General features: G+C 51.6%; 11 protein-coding genes. 9 read left to right on the top strand and 2 right to left on the bottom strand.

The window, feature by feature from the left end:
- Positions 1 to 80: 80 nt before the first annotated feature.
- The 5 genes from Q8O92_14135 to Q8O92_14115 all read left to right on the top strand — a co-directional run bounded on the left by Q8O92_14135 (position 81) and on the right by Q8O92_14115 (position 6,334).
- Positions 81 to 1,520: a trimethylamine methyltransferase family protein gene (locus Q8O92_14135; GenBank protein ID MDP2984453.1), complete on the top strand. Its 1,440-nt coding sequence runs from the start codon at positions 81 to 83 to the stop codon at positions 1,518 to 1,520.
- A gap of 300 nt (positions 1,521 to 1,820) precedes the next feature.
- Positions 1,821 to 2,129: a type II toxin-antitoxin system RelE/ParE family toxin gene (locus Q8O92_14130; GenBank protein MDP2984452.1), complete on the top strand. Its 309-nt coding sequence runs from the start codon at positions 1,821 to 1,823 to the stop codon at positions 2,127 to 2,129.
- Positions 2,126 to 2,374, top strand: coding sequence for a hypothetical protein (locus Q8O92_14125; GenBank protein MDP2984451.1), 249 nt, complete (start codon positions 2,126 to 2,128; stop codon positions 2,372 to 2,374). Before Q8O92_14130 ends, Q8O92_14125 begins: the two co-directional genes overlap by 4 nt.
- 310 nt (positions 2,375 to 2,684) lie before the next feature.
- Positions 2,685 to 4,781: an RNA-directed DNA polymerase gene (locus Q8O92_14120; protein ID MDP2984450.1), complete on the top strand. Its 2,097-nt coding sequence runs from the start codon at positions 2,685 to 2,687 to the stop codon at positions 4,779 to 4,781.
- Positions 4,782 to 4,894: 113 nt separating this feature from the next.
- A complete protein-coding gene (locus Q8O92_14115; GenBank protein ID MDP2984449.1) occupies positions 4,895 to 6,334 on the top strand; it encodes a trimethylamine methyltransferase family protein in 1,440 nt (479 codons plus the stop codon).
- Between the two features lie 260 nt (positions 6,335 to 6,594).
- Here the strand turns inward: Q8O92_14115 and Q8O92_14110 are convergent, their stop codons facing one another.
- On the bottom strand, positions 6,595 to 7,071 hold the full coding sequence (locus tag Q8O92_14110) for a GNAT family N-acetyltransferase (protein MDP2984448.1): 477 nt from the start codon (positions 7,069 to 7,071) through the stop codon (positions 6,595 to 6,597).
- Positions 7,072 to 7,363: 292 nt separating this feature from the next.
- On the opposite strand from Q8O92_14110, the gene Q8O92_14105 reads away from it, so the two are divergent.
- The 4 genes from Q8O92_14105 to Q8O92_14090 are packed head-to-tail and all read left to right on the top strand — an operon-like array spanning position 7,364 to position 14,443.
- Positions 7,364 to 7,915, top strand: coding sequence for a DUF2271 domain-containing protein (locus tag Q8O92_14105; GenBank protein ID MDP2984447.1), 552 nt, complete (start codon positions 7,364 to 7,366; stop codon positions 7,913 to 7,915).
- A 51-nt stretch (positions 7,916 to 7,966) separates the two neighbouring features.
- Entirely contained in the window at positions 7,967 to 9,748 is a 1,782-nt protein-coding gene (locus Q8O92_14100) for a FlgD immunoglobulin-like domain containing protein (protein ID MDP2984446.1), read from the top strand.
- Positions 9,749 to 9,757: 9 nt separating this feature from the next.
- Positions 9,758 to 11,425 carry a gamma-glutamyltransferase gene (locus Q8O92_14095; protein MDP2984445.1) on the top strand — a complete coding sequence of 556 codons (1,668 nt, stop codon included), beginning with the start codon at positions 9,758 to 9,760 and terminating at the stop codon, positions 11,423 to 11,425.
- Between the two features lie 18 nt (positions 11,426 to 11,443).
- On the top strand, positions 11,444 to 14,443 hold the full coding sequence (locus Q8O92_14090) for a glycoside hydrolase family 2 TIM barrel-domain containing protein (GenBank protein MDP2984444.1): 3,000 nt from the start codon (positions 11,444 to 11,446) through the stop codon (positions 14,441 to 14,443).
- 193 nt (positions 14,444 to 14,636) lie between these two features.
- Here Q8O92_14090 and Q8O92_14085 read toward each other — a convergent pair.
- The coding region (locus Q8O92_14085) for a hypothetical protein (protein ID MDP2984443.1) at positions 14,637 to 15,809 on the bottom strand (1,173 nt) is incomplete at its 5' end.

The following is a 15,809-nucleotide window of genomic DNA, read 5'->3' as shown; positions in this document are numbered from 1 at the left end:
CTGCTTCAAATATCGACTTTTGCAAAAGGATCAAATGTCAGGTAAAAATATCGATTTTTGTTACAATAAGGAGCGCGAACATGAAAAGCAATTCCTTCGCTTTCGAAACACCGCAGTTCAGGATTCTTTCTGATAATCAGATAGAGGAAATTCACAGCGCGAGCCTCGAGATTCTGGAAAGGACCGGAGTTCTCGTTCTCGAAGAGGAATCGCGCTCCCTCCTGGGTGATGCCGGAGGGAGGGTGGAGCCTGACGGCAGAGTGCGGATACCCTCTTGGCTGGTGGAAAAGGCGCTGGTCACAGCTCCGAAACGGGTCACTCTCTGCGGGCGGGACGGTTCGCGGAAGGTGCATCTTGAAGGTTGCAAAAGCTGGTTCGGCACCGGTTCGGACTGTCCGAATATTATCGATCCCTTTACCAGGGAAAAGCGGCGCATGGTCAGGGAAGACATAGCTGCGGCGGCCCGTCTCTGCGACTGGCTCCCGAATATCGACTTTATCATGAGCTTGGGGCTGGTCTCCGATGCGCCCTGGGAAATTTCGGACAAGCACCAGTTCGAGGCGATGCTTCTCAACAATACCAAGCCTATAGTTTTCACCGCTCATGACCGTGCGGGTATGAACGGCATCATCGAAATGTCCTCCCTGGTCGCCGGAAGCGAAGAAAACCTGAGAAAGAACCCTTTCATCTGCCTCTATGCGGAGCCGGTCTCGCCGCTCAAGCATGTCGGGACGGCCCTGAGAAAACTGCTGCTCGCCGCGGAAAAAGAAATCCCGGTCGTCTACACCCCCTGCCCCATGTCGGGAGCGACCGCTCCGGTCACCATGGCGGGTGTGCTTGCCCTCGGGAATGCGGAATGCCTGAGCGGGCTGGTCATCCACCAGTTGAAAAAACCCGGTGCGCCTTTCATCACCGGCGGGGTGATTTCCATCCTGGACATGAGGGATGCGGTTCTCTCGTACGGCGCGCCCGAACTTGACCTTTTGAGCGCAGCGATGGCCGATATCGCGCATTTCTACCGTCTCCCGGTATTCGGGACTGCGGGTTGCAGCGATTCAAAGGTTCTGGATGAGCAGGCAGCAGTGGAAGCGTCAATTTCGACCCTCATGTCGGCGCTCTCCGGCTCCAACCTGGTGCACGATATCGGATTCCTCGAATCGGCGCTCACCGGCTCACTCGAGCTGATCGTCCTCACAAACGAGATCGTCGACATGGTGCGGCGCATCATGCGGGGAATCCAGGTGACCCCCGAAACGCTCGCGCTGGACCTCATCGATAAAGTCGGTCCCGGCGGCCACTTTATCGCCGAGGAGCACACGGCGTTCAATTTCCGGAAGGAATTCTGGCTTCCCCATCTCATGGACCGGCGGCGGTTCGACACCTGGCATCGAGAGGGAGAAAAAACGCTCGGCGTCCGGCTCAACGAGGAAGTAAAAAGAATCCTCAAAGAACACACGCCCGAACAACTGCCGGAAGGCATGGTGAAGGAGATACATAAAATTAGGGATGCCGCGGTATAATAAAAGAGTTCTGAAAAACGTAAAAGAGAGGGGTGTCATGCTGACGGGCATGACACCCCATGGTGCAGAACTGTCAATAAAGAAATCAATTATATGAGAGAGCGGACTAGAAGAAATATCTGCTGGTACCAAAACTCGTGTTTATTGTCATATTGCAGGATGCCGCTATATGATGTATTTTTATGGAACAATACCTTTAATGAGCGGAAAGATATTGGAACGTACACTCGCGCTGGTGGATTAATTGTGCAGATCGAATGTTGATTTATATTTGATTATCTGTGAGGTCTACAGAACCGTATGGCAAAAGGGATGAGAATCGAATATGCTGAAAGTGTCAAAGAGGATTTAGCCCAGCTACGGGCATACGAACGGTCGTGTCTTTTGGATCGCATCGAAGCGCAACTGACTTATCAACCCGCCAAACCTACCCGGCATAAAAAGATGATAATCGGATTGGTGCCCCCCTGGGGCCATATTGAAACAGTTTGGGAGTTGCGAATCGGGGTGTTTCGTGTGTTTTATGATGTTGATGAGGAGCAGGCGATCGTGAGTATTCGTGCGATTAGGCGCAAGCCGCCGCATAAAACGACGGAGGAAATTATATGAAAATCGTGAACCTTTCGCAGGCCACAATGGATGTCTGCGTCCAAGAGGCTCAACATGAGCGCGTGGTCATCATGCGTGACGGCAAGCCGATTGCATTAATCGTGGGTGTCGAGGGATTGGATACCGAGCAGCTACAGTTGGGAAGCAGTGACAAATTCTGGCGACTGATAACCGACCGACGCGAACAAAAGACGATAAGCCGCGCCGAGTTGGAGCAGACGCTTGACAAGGCCACACATTCTTGAGCCGTATAGAGAGAGGTCATTTCCGCCTGATAACGCGCTGCAGACTGACATGACCATTATGCCGTGCGGCTATTAATGTATTCCTGTTTGGAGTGAAATGAGGGCTGAGTGAGTTAAAAACCATTCGATGTCTCAGGATTACCCTATCATGCCAGAAACGATTTTGATTCTCGAGAAATGGCAAACCCTTGTTGGAGCGGTTTTAGGCGGAATGTTTGCGATAGTATTATGTCAATCTTGACATGTCACTAGAGGAAATGGAAGGTCAGGCGAAAGTGTTTGAATTGAGTAATATCTGAATGGAAATGTGATGCGTTGGGAATCTCTTGTATCAATAAAGAACCTCAAACTTGCATGGAGGCGAATAAATACTGGCCGGAACCTCCAATATAAGCGATTTTTTCGCGAGCTTTACCTTGTTTACGAGAGTGCTGCAGATGAAAATCTTAGCGATTTGCACAAGAAGCTGATTGCTAAGGTATGGAAACCAAATCATTCTGTTCGAATCTATCTCCCGAAACCATCCGGACTCCAGCGCCCGATATCACTTCTTGGCATTGAGGACCAGATTCTCCTTCAAGCTATTGCAAATGTTTTTGCGCGAAAGTTATGCAAAAAACGTAAGCGTGTTGAGAATAAAACTGTTTTTAGTAATAAGCTCGCTCAACCCGGTGATTCTATTTTCTTTACTGAACGTTGGCAAATCACTTATAGGGCTTTTCAGGAAAAGTGTGTAGAATATTTCAATAAGGGTTATCGATGGGCAGCCCATCTCGACCTTTCGGCTTATTACGATACGATTTCCCACGATCTTTTAATACGGATTGTGTCTCCACGTAATCCTCACCCGGAAACATGGAATATTGTGAGCGAGTGGTTCCAAAAATGGTCAGCAGCCGATAGTTCTGCAATGACTGGTCACGGCATACCTCAAGGTCCAATAGCATCAGATTTCCTTGCCGAAGCGTTTTTCCTTCCTATTGACATTGAGCTACATAAGGGTGGTTATACATATCTACGGTATGTTGATGATATCCGTCTTTTTGGTAAAACTGAAAACGAAGTACTCCAGATAGCTATTATGTTGGAGCAACAATGCCGCCATCGTGGCCTAATCCCTCAAAGTCAGAAATTTGAATTAAGAAAACTTAAGTCACCTCAAGACGCAATGGGAGCTTTGCCAAGTATCGCACCATCTGACGGAAAGAATGCTTTTGAGGTAGAAATGTATGCATCAGAAGCTCAAACGATTCTCAAGTCTGCAATAGGAGGTAAACCGTTAAAGGTTAAAGATAAGTCACGGTTTCGTTATGTCATGTACCGAGCACCTGCTGACAGTAAGTTTCTAAAAACAGTGCTGATGCTGTTACCTAGGCATCCGGAGCATATCGACGCTTTTATCGCCTATTTCGCCAATTTTGACCGACGGCGCAGCATCACCAATGCAATTTTAAAATATTTGGAAAGCGGGTTGCCCTACTCATACGTTCGTGGCGAACTTTGGCATGTAATTACTCGCATAGGGGAGCGGGATGAATTGCAGAAAGCTTTACCTTTGGCGCGTCAGGACGCAAAGAAGCGTAAGTGCTGTTTAGCTCTCTCCTGGGGTGTGATGCATTTTTTGATACGATGCGAAGCAGAAAAACTCTCAAAATTGGGAAGACGTCTGACGGCGGAATTAGCTATGAGTCGAGCATTGCTTGCTCCTATTTTTCTTGACAATGAGTTTATTTGTGGTGGTCAAGTGATAGACTTGCTTAATGGAACAATTGAAGAGCAACTTGCAGGAGCGAGAGAATTACAAAGGCGTAACATTTCAATTAGTTCACTGGGGCTTCGTCAACAAGATGTTCCCTTGATTTGTAGAAACTCGCTCCACGCCCTTGGAGTGATTCGTCGACGTCGCAGAATCCAAACCGACTGGATTGCAGAGAGCCTTTTCACTCTTTACGAATGTGCAAACGTTCCGATCTGGCGTCTACTCTTAGGGTCCGAGTATGAACATGCGCTGCAAATCCTTATCGAAGCGAAAGCACGTTATCCCGGGTCATATTCGGAATGGCTGGCTTTACAAGACAGCTTCAATGACATAACTATACGTCAATTATTTTTATTCCTTAGAGCAAAAGGTCTGCCAGGGCATTCGAAACTTGTCAATGGGAAAAAAATGGTTAAATATGGTTGCCTGATTGCGATTGGCACACCATTCGACAAACAATACCCCGCTGAAGCAGATCAGCTTCGCGAATTCCATAATCGCCGGAACCAACTTCCTGGTTCCCATCCATATGATGAGAGAGGAGGAGCAAGGAATCGGTGGCTAAAGAAAAAAGAACGGGACAAACTTACTGGGAGGATAAAAAATACCCTTGATCAGATTGTTACTATTGTAGATAAATACAAGTAATAGCCGAACCTGAGAAAAATTCTCGCTTTTCAGCGATAACTTTTATATGAATGCAATATGAAAACTTACCATCAATCGAACCGCTATGAATTTGAAAACCGGGGGACACACCCATGAGCGAGTCGGTTCGTTTCAACATCCTCACTGAAGATGAAATAAAAGAGATTCACGCCGGGACCCTTGAGGTTCTGGAAAAAACGGGGGTCAGGGTATCAAGCGACAAGGGTCTGCGCCTGCTTGCCGACGCCGGGTGCAAGGTATCGGGGGATACCGTCCGCATACCTCCGCATATCGTCGGGGAAGCTATACGATCCGCGCCGGAAAGCTTTCTTTTTTATAACCGGAAAGGCGAGAATCCGCTCCGTGTGGGACACAGGAGAGTGTATTACGGCACAGGGGTCACGAACCCGAATTTCCGCGACATTCTTACCGGCGAGCGGCGGCCCACCCGTGTTCAGGATATTCGCGACGCGGCGAAGGTCTGCGACTGCCTTACCGGATACGACTGGATCATGCCCCTCGGCTCGGTGCAGGATGTACCCGCACAGGCGGCGGATGTCCACGAATTCGAGGCGGCGGTGAACAATACGGTGAAGCCGGTTGTGTTCATCACGAGCGATCTGCGCGGGCTTAAAGATGTCATCGAGATGGCCTCTGTAATTGCAGGAAGCCGTGAAGCCCTCATCGAAAAACCGTTCATTATCTCCTACCCGGAGCCGGCTTCCCCGCTGTTCCATGTCAGGGAAGCGGTGGAAAAGCTGCTCTGGTCCGCCGAAGTTGGTCTGCCCATCGTCTACACCCCGTGCCCGCTGTCGGGAGCCACTGCTCCTGCGACCATGGCGGGGCTTCTTACCCAGGCGAACGCCGAGTGCCTGAGCGGCCTTGTGATGGCGCAGCTCACCCGGAGAGGCGTGCCTTTTGTCATCGGCGGCGTGCTCACCATCATGGACATGGCCACAGGGAACATTTCGTACGGCGCCCCGGAAATGAGCCTGCTTCTGGCGGGGTATGCCGATATGGCGCATTATTACGGTCTTCCTACCTGGGGTACAGCAGGGTGCAGCGATGCGAAGGTTCCGGACGAACAGGCCGCCATCGAATCAACGTTTTCCTGCCTCATGAACGGCCTTTCCGGTCTCAACCTCGTTCATGACCCCGGATTCCTCGACAGCGCAATGATGGGGTCTCTCGAAATGCTGGTGATGACCGATGAAATCATCGGCATGGTGAAGAGGGTGCTCCGGGGAATCCGTGTGGATGATGATACAGTTGCAAGGGAGGTTATCGGCAGGGTCGGCCCGGCGGGACATTTCCTTACCGAGGATCATACCCTGAAATACTTCAAAAGCGAGCACTGGCACCCCACGCTCATGCACCGGGGCGCTTACGCCCAGTGGGTGCATGAAGGGAAAAAGAGCATGGGGGATCGAATACGGGAGAAGACCCTTTCCATCCTCAAAAATCATACTCCTGAACCGCTGTCCGATCACATCCGTAAGGAACTCCGCTCGATCGTTGAAAAGAGCGTGAAGGAGAGGGCGCATGTTGCTTAGATCCTGAAACGGTTTTATCGTTCCCGCGAAGCGGCAACGAGTTCAGGATGACACGTGTCATGCCGAACTTGTTTCGGCATCTATATATTCCGTGTCAGCGGAATGGATTCCCTCCTATTGCCTGAGAGTAGAGCATCGGCATTATCAGCTTTCGTCTAACCGTTCATCGGATACCCTATTGTCTGGTCGAAGAGCACACGCTGGTCAGGCCGCAATTTCAACTCCGCGGCAAGAACGGATTTGCCGCCGTCCGTCTCTGGTTATGTGCTATCTGTTCTTCTAATATAATGTATCTGTCTTGCCACTTCACTGAAGCCAAGCTTGGGATAGAAATGTTTGCCCGCCGCGTTCTGATCAAGTGTTTCGATTCGGACATATTCCATGCCTTCGCTCTTGAGATGCGCAATGGCACGATCCATCAATGCCTTGCCGATCCCCCTTTTCTGTTGGGCAGGCAGAACCGCAAAGTTCAGAATACGGCCTATCTTTGTCGCGTGGTCGATGCGTGTGCTGATATATCCGACGACTCTGTGGTCAATCTCCGCAACGAAGATGCCGTCGGGATGAGCGCTGATGTCCTCGTCTAACTGCCGTTGCTTGCGGCAAGTCCAGTCTTTTCCTGCAATGCGGCCGAAGAGCTTCTCGATATTCTGATCTATCGAGACACCGTTATAGCACACCGCGGTGATCTCGTTCAGTATCCCATGATCTGCCTCTGCATAGGCTCTGATAGTCATTTGCTTCTCACATAACTATTATTGATTTAGTTCCCGGTTCTTGATAAATATAGTATAATATACATATAAAAAAGGATAATATGGTAGAAAAAAAACACCCGATCAAGGTTAAATCTCTTTATGGGTAAAAAATACTTGCTTGAAGAATTAGGAAGTAGTAATATAATCTTGACAACTGGAATAGAGGGATGTGTTTTTTCATACCAATGTACTCCTTACAAAACGAGGGTGGCGAATGTTTAATTATTTGTGGAATGGTGTGCGGTTGCTGCGAAAGGCGACTTTCGCGGCCTTGTGCCTTATCCTGGTTCTTGGTTGTACTGCGGCTGTTAAAATCAAAGCGGCGGCCACGGGCAAGGTGACTGTCAACTACACGCTGACCCGGATCAGCGGAAGCGCAAGCAACCAGTTCGCAGTATGGATAGAGGACGAGGCCGGCAAGTATATAAGGACGCTCTTCGTGACAAACTATACGGCCCGCAGGCAGGGGTGGAAGGCACGGCAGCAGTCCCTTGTTACCTGGGTCAAGGCGGCGGACGTAAAGAACCTCCCGAAAGAGGATGTCGACGCCATGAGCAGCGCCACACCCCAGTCAGGAAAGCTGTCCGTGGTGTGGGATTTGAAGGACGCGGCGGGCAAGCCGGTACCCGCAGGGGTTTATGTCTACAGGGTCGAGGGCTGCCTGCTCAGGGAGAACAACGTGCTGTGGACCGGGAAGATTAAAGTGGGCGGGGCCAGAGCAATTTCCCACCAGACCACTGCCAGCTACTACCCCGAGGGAGCGGCCAAGCTGGGTAAGACGCTAATCTCGGACGTCTCAGCCGCCTACGAACCGGCGCAGTGACAACCGGCAGGATTTTATTACCGTCAATGCATATGTCTGCGAAAGTATCTCATGAGGAAAATAGTTTTTTCTGTAGTATTATTCTCTGTTGCAGCAGCGTCTGCTTTCCCAGTGCCCTTCCAGCCGACGGTTTTGAAGCTGACCGTAAGTCCCGTCATTCAGTACGAATTTGACGGTTCAACATTAAATATACCGGTGATGGTTACAGGAACACCGGCGGATGTCAGTTTCCTGATTCTAACCAGGGATAAGGGACCAAATATTTCCAAAGTCATGAACGGTTATCTTGGCTGGCACTATGTAAACAAAATCGATACCTGCGTTTTCATGACTCCGTCCAATTTCATGGGCTTAGGTTCAAATACCATTACCTGGAACGGCAGGGACAAAGACGGCGCCCTCGTTCCTTCCGGAGATTATACCTATTACATGTTCGGATATGACTATAAAAGCCCCAAGATCAAAATGACCCAGTATTTAACTCCCAACCCATGGGGATATAGAACCGTTCTTGAAAAGGATTCCCGCGGGCAGGCGCAGACCAGGCCGGTTTTGTATATGAGCGACAGTAACCGTGGGACTTCTACCACGGCTTTTATCCATACCCTTAAAAGGTGGGTTGTCGGAAACGATCCGGATGACGCCACTCTTCTGGAAACCTGCAATGATCTGGGATATGGTGATGTAGGCGGCCTGGCGTTCCTGCCGAACGATCAGACAAAATTCTTCCATGATACTCTCAAATGGGCAGGTCTTAAGATTACCAGAAAATTCACCTGGGTTCCCAATGGCGCTGCATTTCTTGATGCCAATTGGGGTAGTAACGGAGAATACGCCTATTCCGGCGCATGGCCGAGCGGCTGGAATTTCGGTCCCGGGGTGGTCAGCGACCTGAAAGACTATCTGTTCCTGGTGAACGCCGATATTTCCGGCGTCGGCAGGGGATCACAGCTTATCGTTATTGAAGCTTTGGATGGTTCTGATGTTAAAAAGTTCGACATCTCCAAATGGTGGGTCAATCCGACTGAAGGCGACCCGAATGTTGGCGGCCAGTACAGCGGCGGACCTACCGAAATATCCTATCGAAATGGGCTCATTGCCCTGGGCTGCCATACTACCTGCATCAACTCCCTGATGAACCCGTACGCCGATACCACCGATGATGCTGTGCTATGGATAAACCGTAACGGCGACTATATCGGAGACCGTAACTGGGAACCCACCTCCAAGAAACCCTGGGTATGCAACGACGAAAAAGTCGGTCCCTACAAGTATACCACTTCCATGGACGATCAGGGTTTTGTGATCTTCCCGTGTTACGATATGGGCGCTCTATCCTTTGGTTTGTATGCACCGGACGGCACCGGCGTTGCCTACAAAGCTTACGCCGCTGAAACCGCCAGTCAGAAATATGGGACCGATATTATCGATTATGGATCTCCCTATGACGGGATATATACTTCTCAGACCGGCGCCGCTTCCGCTATCCCAACCGGATTCTGGTTTATTGCGCAAGACTCAGTCAGCGGTTTGATCTCTTCCAGAACCGCAGTGAAGGTAGCTTTTCCCCCTGCCTTCGCAGTGGAGCAGAACACTCCGAATCCGTTTAATCCCTTCACATCAATCAGCTTCACTCTGGTCAACGCCGGAAAAGTGACTGTCGATATCTATAATGCGGCAGGACAGAAGGTCGACAATGTGGTTAATACCGTTCTGAGCGCAGGATCTCATTCCGTGACATGGAATGCCTCCCGGTTCTCAGCCGGAGCGTATTTCTACACAGTCAAGTGCGGAGGCTTCTCCAAAACCATGAAAATGATTCTTCTCAAGTAGAGGTATTTTATGCGCTCAATGCAATTTTTTATCATGTTTGTTTTGACATTGTTAGTATTTCACTGGGCGGGAGCGCAGGAAATCGGCTGGAATTCATCCGGCAAGGGCGGCGCAGTTGCAGCCGGAAGGGGCGAAGCGGTGGCGGCGGGTATATCAATACTCAATCAGGGCGGCAATGCCGCGGACGCCGCGGTCGCTACGCTTCTGGCCCTGAGTATCACGGATTACGGCTCGTTCTGTATCGGCGGTGAAGTCCCGTTTATAATCTATAACGCCAGGAAAGGCGAAGTGAAGGTGTTGTGCGGACAGGGGTGCGCACCGCTTGACCCTAAAGCCATTGACTGGTATTACCAGAATGGCATCCCCAGCAAGGGGGGCATTAAGCAGGCGCCCGTTCCCGGGGCGGTGAGCCTGTTCTTTAAAGCATTGCAGCTTTACGGAACAATAAGCTTTGAACAGGCAGCGAGACCGGCCCTGGCGATACTCGATGCCGGGGGTGGTAAAGAATGGTATCCGAAGCTGGCGGTGACGATCAGAAAACTCATTGAAACAGAACGATCCAAATCAGGCACCCGGATCGAGAAATTGCAGGCCGCCAGGGATCGTTTTTATAAAGGGGATATTGCCGATGAAATGGAGGCCTTTTTCATAGAAAGCGGAGGATTTCTTCGTAAAGCGGATCTCGCCGCCTTCGAGACCCGTATAGAGGATCCGGTCACAGTGAAATACCGTGGATATACGGTTTGCAAGTGTGATACATGGACTCAGGGACCGTCCCTCTGCCAGACGCTTCGCCTTTTGGAGGGCTTTGATCTTCAAAAGATGGGGCGCCTGTCCGCAGATTACATCCATGTGCTGACCGAGGCTATGAAACTGGGATTCGCCGACCGTGACATGTACTACGGCGACCCGCGCTTTGTGAAAGTTCCCTTAAAGGCGCTGCTTTCCGATCGGTACACCGCGCTCCGGCGCCCCCTGATCGATATGACCAAAGCCTCCCAGGTGGTTCGTCCGGGCGATCCTGTCAACATGAAATCCCTTAAGGAAGGCGGCGTTTATACCCCATGGAAAGGCGGTACAACGACCTGCACTGTAGTCGACCGCTGGGGCAACATGGTGGCCGCCACCCCAAGCGCCAATGGTCCCTACACTCTCTTTGACTCATTGGGTCTCTCGTTCAGCACCAGGCTGAGCAGCCTGAATACCTCACCCGGCCACCCGAACCGTATCGAACCCGGAAAACGGCCCCGGATCACCCTGACGCCCACGATAGTGCTCAAGGACGGCAGGGGGTACCTGGCCATAAGTGTCGCAGGCGGCGATTTTCAGGAACAGACAACGCTCAACTGCTTCCTCAACTTCGTCGAGTTCGGTATGATGCCAAAGGATGCGGTCACTACTCCCCGGTTCTACACGGGGCTTTATGAAGATTCGTTCAACCCGGACCCCGACCGTACAAAAACCTTTGGGTATCACTCATCGATGAAATTGGGACTTACGCTGAACGAGGGCATCGGTGAATCGGTGCGGACAGAGCTGGCCGCCCGGGGACATGTTATCGATATCAATAAGGGGTCTATCGCCAACCCGGTCATGATTTACCTGGATCTTAAAACCGGGATGATGTACGCCGCAGGCGACCCCAGAGCGGGCCGTCACGCCTCTGCCGTGGAATAAGACAGGAAAGGATTGTATATGGCTCGTACGTACCTGAATCGCAGTGTTCTTTTCTCCCTGCTCGTCTTTACGCTGTTTACCGGCGCGGCTAGCGGAACTCCCGGAAGTGTGGTCATGGATCTCTCCGGAGACAAGTGGCGGCTTTGGCTTGACAAGAAGGCCGATTGGATGAACGACAGCCTTTTCATGCCCCCTGTGGACATGAGCAAAGTTCCGGTCAATCCGCCTACCTGCGGCTGGGATTTACTCTCTTTAAAAGGCGATAAAGCATCTGTCCCCGGGACTGTCGAGGAGTATCGCTGGGCAGACAATGGTAATCCTGTCGGAAATGCAGGCGATTACCGCGGGGTCTCGTGGTGGAGCACCACCTTTACCCTCGATCCGACGCTCTCGGGCAAGATCATCACACTCAAATTTGACAGTGTAGTCCTCCGAGCCGAGGTTTTCGTGAACCGGAAGCTGATGGGATATGATGTGATCGGCAATTCCCCCTTTGCGCTCGACATCACCGGGGCAGTGAACTTCGGTGGTCAAAACAGGCTCGATGTCCGAATCACCGATCCTGTGGGAAATTTCGACTGGAGCAATAATGACTGGTATCCCTGGGGGAAAAACAGGGTGCCCGCCACCCACGGATTCGGCGGCATCACCGGCAAGGTGACCCTCAGAGCCGCCGATGCAGTGAGCATCGATGATCTGTACATGCAAAACAAACCGAAATTTACGGATGTTGAAGCGTTTGTGACGCTGAACAACTCAACCGGCCGTGAACAAATCGGCCAGATAAACTTAGAGATCCGCGAATGGCAGGACCCGTATTCTGTGGTATGGCAGAAAACCGTACCGGCAACCGTTCCGGCAGGCGGCGCAGTAGTATCCTTGCCCGCAAGTGTTCCGAATGCGAAGCTCTGGTATCATCGCGACCCCCATCTTTATGTGGCGAAAGCGACTTTCACCAGCGCTGACAAACAGATTGCCGATTCGGAAGAACAGCGATTCGGGTTCCGCTGGTTTTCAATAAATAAGGTCGACGGGGACGAGATGTTTTTCATGAATGACAGGCGAATCTTCATTCTGTCTCCGATGAACCGCGGTTTCTGGCCGAAGAATGGCATGTTTCCCACACCTGATATGCTTAAAAAGAACATGAATCTCCTCCGGGAGATGGGTTTTAACATGTGCCTGATGAACCAGGCGATAGGCCGGCCGGAGCTTATCGAGGCATGTGACGAGATAGGCATGGTCTCGTACGAGGAAATAGGCGGATACCGGTGCAACGATGATCCCGACGAACAGGCCATGGTCTGGCGCCGCGAGAAAGCACGCCGTATGGCCATGCGGGACCGTTCCCAGCCGTCGCTCATCATCTATGTGATGAAATGCGAGACAAGGGTTCCTCCAAGCGACGATGACAAAAACAACATGAAAATGATCCATGAAATCGATCCTGTCCGTCTCATCACCTACAACAGCGACTGCGATCCCAGGAAGCGTAGCGTTCTCAACGATGCGTCCGACCCGTTCAAAATGCATATGCGGCCTGGCGAAACCGAGCTCAAATATTATGGCTGGTGGAATCAGCACCATTGGGTGCCTTTTGCAGGATACCTCGATCAGTATTATAAAAATCCGCAGTTCTATCTTCGCGGCACGCTCGTTGAGACAAACACGGACTCACTTCCGCAGTTGAACAAGGATGAGATTCTTTATCTGGGGGAAGAAGGGGATTTCTCGAGCATGGCGCGCCTCCAGAAGATCAGGGAAGAGCTCGATAAAACGGGCGCAACCGGCTGGCGAGAGCAGGAGCACATCGACTGGTACAACGAATATGACCGTTTCCTCGACCGGAGCGGGTTCAGGAAGTTCTTCCCCACCGTCGACGATCTGACCCTGGCCCTGGGTGTAAACGTGTTTTACTACCACGGCCGCCTTATCGAAAACTGCCGTACCGGGAATAAAATCGACGGGATAAATATCAACTCGTGGGCTGCCGGCTCAGACCGAACCGATATGGTCGATATGTACCGCAACCCGGTGGCGGACCCGGCCATTTTCGCCCACTACACCCAGCCTCTCTATGTGGCGGTGAAAATCCGCAGCAAGGTTCATCCTCTCGGCGATACGGCAATCGCCGACCTGTTTATTGTGAACGAGAAGGACCTCAAAGGCAAGCACACACTCGAAGCCAAACTGTACGACCCTGAAGGCGTGGTCATTTTCGCGAAGAATTACGAGGTGAACATCATCGGCGGCGCCCGGTTCGGTCAACTGCTCGTCGAAGGCGTCCAGCTGCCCGTGTTTTCTAAACCCGGGTACTACAACCTCAAGGCTCGTATACTGAAGGGGGACGAGGTCAAGGCGGATGGCTTTGACGACATCTTCGTCGTCGATTACATGAACGGCCCGGGGCTGCATGGACGGTGGGCGGTGATCGATTCATCGGGCGCCATAAATACCTTCCTTAAAAAGACACGCGGCATCGCCCTGCCTGAGTTCAAGGCGACCGGGCCGGGGGATTATTACGACTATATCGTCCTCGGTCCCCATGCGGAAGGACGTAATCTGAACACCCAGATCATGAATATGGTTACGAATGGCGCCACTTTATTCGTGTTCAGCGGGGCGGAAGCATGGGCGCAAACTCTGGGACGAAACGCGATAAACTTCTCCGGAATCTCCACACAGCGCGGCAGCCGGTTCTTCGTAGGCGAAAACAGGTTCATGCAGGGCCTGCCAAAATCCCAGGCGATGAACTGGGAATACCAGGAATTCTATCACACCCGCTCGATGACCGGCATCTTCATGGATCACCTTGGCGCAGAGCTTATTGTCGGGTGTGCGTCACCGAGCAGCAAAAATATTACTGCGGCACTGACGAGGATTCCTTACGCGAACGGGCAGATTTTCTTGAGCACTCTGGATTTCATGGGGAAGCTCTCCCTGACTATCCCGCAGGCAGCAGTGACAAAAAAACTGTTCCTGAATCTGCTCGAATACGCGCGGGATGGCATTGAGTGAAAAAAAATGACCGGCGTCCCCGTTCGAAGTCGCCGGTCATGTGTGATTGCGTAATTAGATCCTGAAACGAGTTCAGGATGACACGTGTCATGCCGAACTTGTTGCCGCTACGCGGGAACGATGAAACCGTTTCGGCATCTATATCCGATCACTAACCTTATCAAATAGAATACTCGGAATAATCGTTGTCCCTTTACCCTTTTTTCAGAACGAGGTCCCTTACCTCGTTGAAATCGTTAAACCGCAGGCGGTACTTATAACTGCCTGATGCGTACTTGCCGGTATTCCATGCCGCCATGTGGTACCCTGGCTCACAGATGGCGTTCGAGATCACTTCAATATTGCCGCCGTTCTGGTCGAGAATCTCCACGAGCACCCCTCCCCTTTCGGGAACGCTAAACTCGATGGCCAGTTGCGGATTGTTCGCGCCGGGACAGTGCTGGTTGAGTATTCGCGATGTCGGCATGGCGGGAATGGTGGGCTTCTTCTCGCTCACCTTGTTATAGTCGAACGGCTCGTCGCAGAGATGCCAGAACGGCTCATTCTGTTGGTACCGCTGGAGGTGAAAGGTCTTCAGGGGCGTACGGGTGAAGCTCGTCAGCGGGCGGCGGACCGCGCCACCGTCCTGCCATTCATACACCGGAATATTCCTCGGGTTCATTATAGTGAGCTTGCCGCGCTCCATCGCGATGTGGAACAACCCGAAATTCCCCGGCTCATGACCGCCGAGCCAATGGCCGATACTATCGACGAGCCACGGGTTTTTGCCGAATATGACGATGTTCGTCATGTAGTCCCAGGCTCTGCCCAGGGGTTGTTTGATGTTTTCGTTGCCAAAGGGATTCGGACCCCAGTTGAAGTCGCCGTCACGGCCGTAAATGCCCTCGATGACATGAAGCCCGAAGTTGGACGCCGCATGGTTGTCGATGGTCCTGTGCGCCCACAATTCCATGCAGAGGACATTGTACTCGCCCAAAAGACTGATGTATCCGGGAGCGTTTTGCGGGTAATCCGGAATGTCCCAGCGGGGAATAGTTCGTTGATGCCGTTTGAAGCTCACGTCGACGATGTCATGAACCTTGGGATTGATAACCGGTTTATTGATAACCTTTTCAAGCCTTTGCATCGAATCGATCGCCTCCCATTTCTGGCAGTATCCCTGGAAGGGGGATGCATTCGTACCCTGCAGGTTTTTGCCGGTAAGGGTCAGGCCCATCTCGTGCGCTTTGAATTTCGCCAGATTCAGGTTCCATGCATCCGGTGCATTGAACGGCCACAGGTACGGGATTTGTTCATACACGACGCCGTTGGGAACCTCTTTCCAGACAAACGCGCTGGCATCATTGGCATCGTCCGCTGTTGCAAT

The organism is Candidatus Latescibacter sp. (assembly GCA_030692375.1).
GTDB lineage: Bacteria > Latescibacterota > Latescibacteria > Latescibacterales > Latescibacteraceae > JAUYCD01.
Note: the sequence above shows the minus strand (reverse complement) of the source record. Positions and strands in the feature narration are given on the sequence as shown.

Excerpts from the sequence above, each read along its gene's own strand:
- Q8O92_14135 (MDP2984453.1), top strand. The coding sequence starts at position 81 with ATGAAAAGCAATTCCTTCGCTTTCGAAACACCGCAGTTCAGGATTCTT.
- Q8O92_14130 (MDP2984452.1), top strand. The coding sequence starts at position 1,821 with ATGGCAAAAGGGATGAGAATCGAATATGCTGAAAGTGTCAAAGAGGAT.
- Q8O92_14125 (MDP2984451.1), top strand. The coding sequence starts at position 2,126 with ATGAAAATCGTGAACCTTTCGCAGGCCACAATGGATGTCTGCGTCCAA.
- Q8O92_14120 (MDP2984450.1), top strand. The coding sequence starts at position 2,685 with ATGCGTTGGGAATCTCTTGTATCAATAAAGAACCTCAAACTTGCATGG.
- Q8O92_14115 (MDP2984449.1), top strand. The coding sequence starts at position 4,895 with ATGAGCGAGTCGGTTCGTTTCAACATCCTCACTGAAGATGAAATAAAA.
- Q8O92_14110 (MDP2984448.1), bottom strand. The coding sequence starts at position 7,071 with ATGACTATCAGAGCCTATGCAGAGGCAGATCATGGGATACTGAACGAG.
- Q8O92_14100 (MDP2984446.1), top strand. The coding sequence starts at position 7,967 with ATGAGGAAAATAGTTTTTTCTGTAGTATTATTCTCTGTTGCAGCAGCG.
- Q8O92_14095 (MDP2984445.1), top strand. The coding sequence starts at position 9,758 with ATGCGCTCAATGCAATTTTTTATCATGTTTGTTTTGACATTGTTAGTA.
- Q8O92_14090 (MDP2984444.1), top strand. The coding sequence starts at position 11,444 with ATGGCTCGTACGTACCTGAATCGCAGTGTTCTTTTCTCCCTGCTCGTC.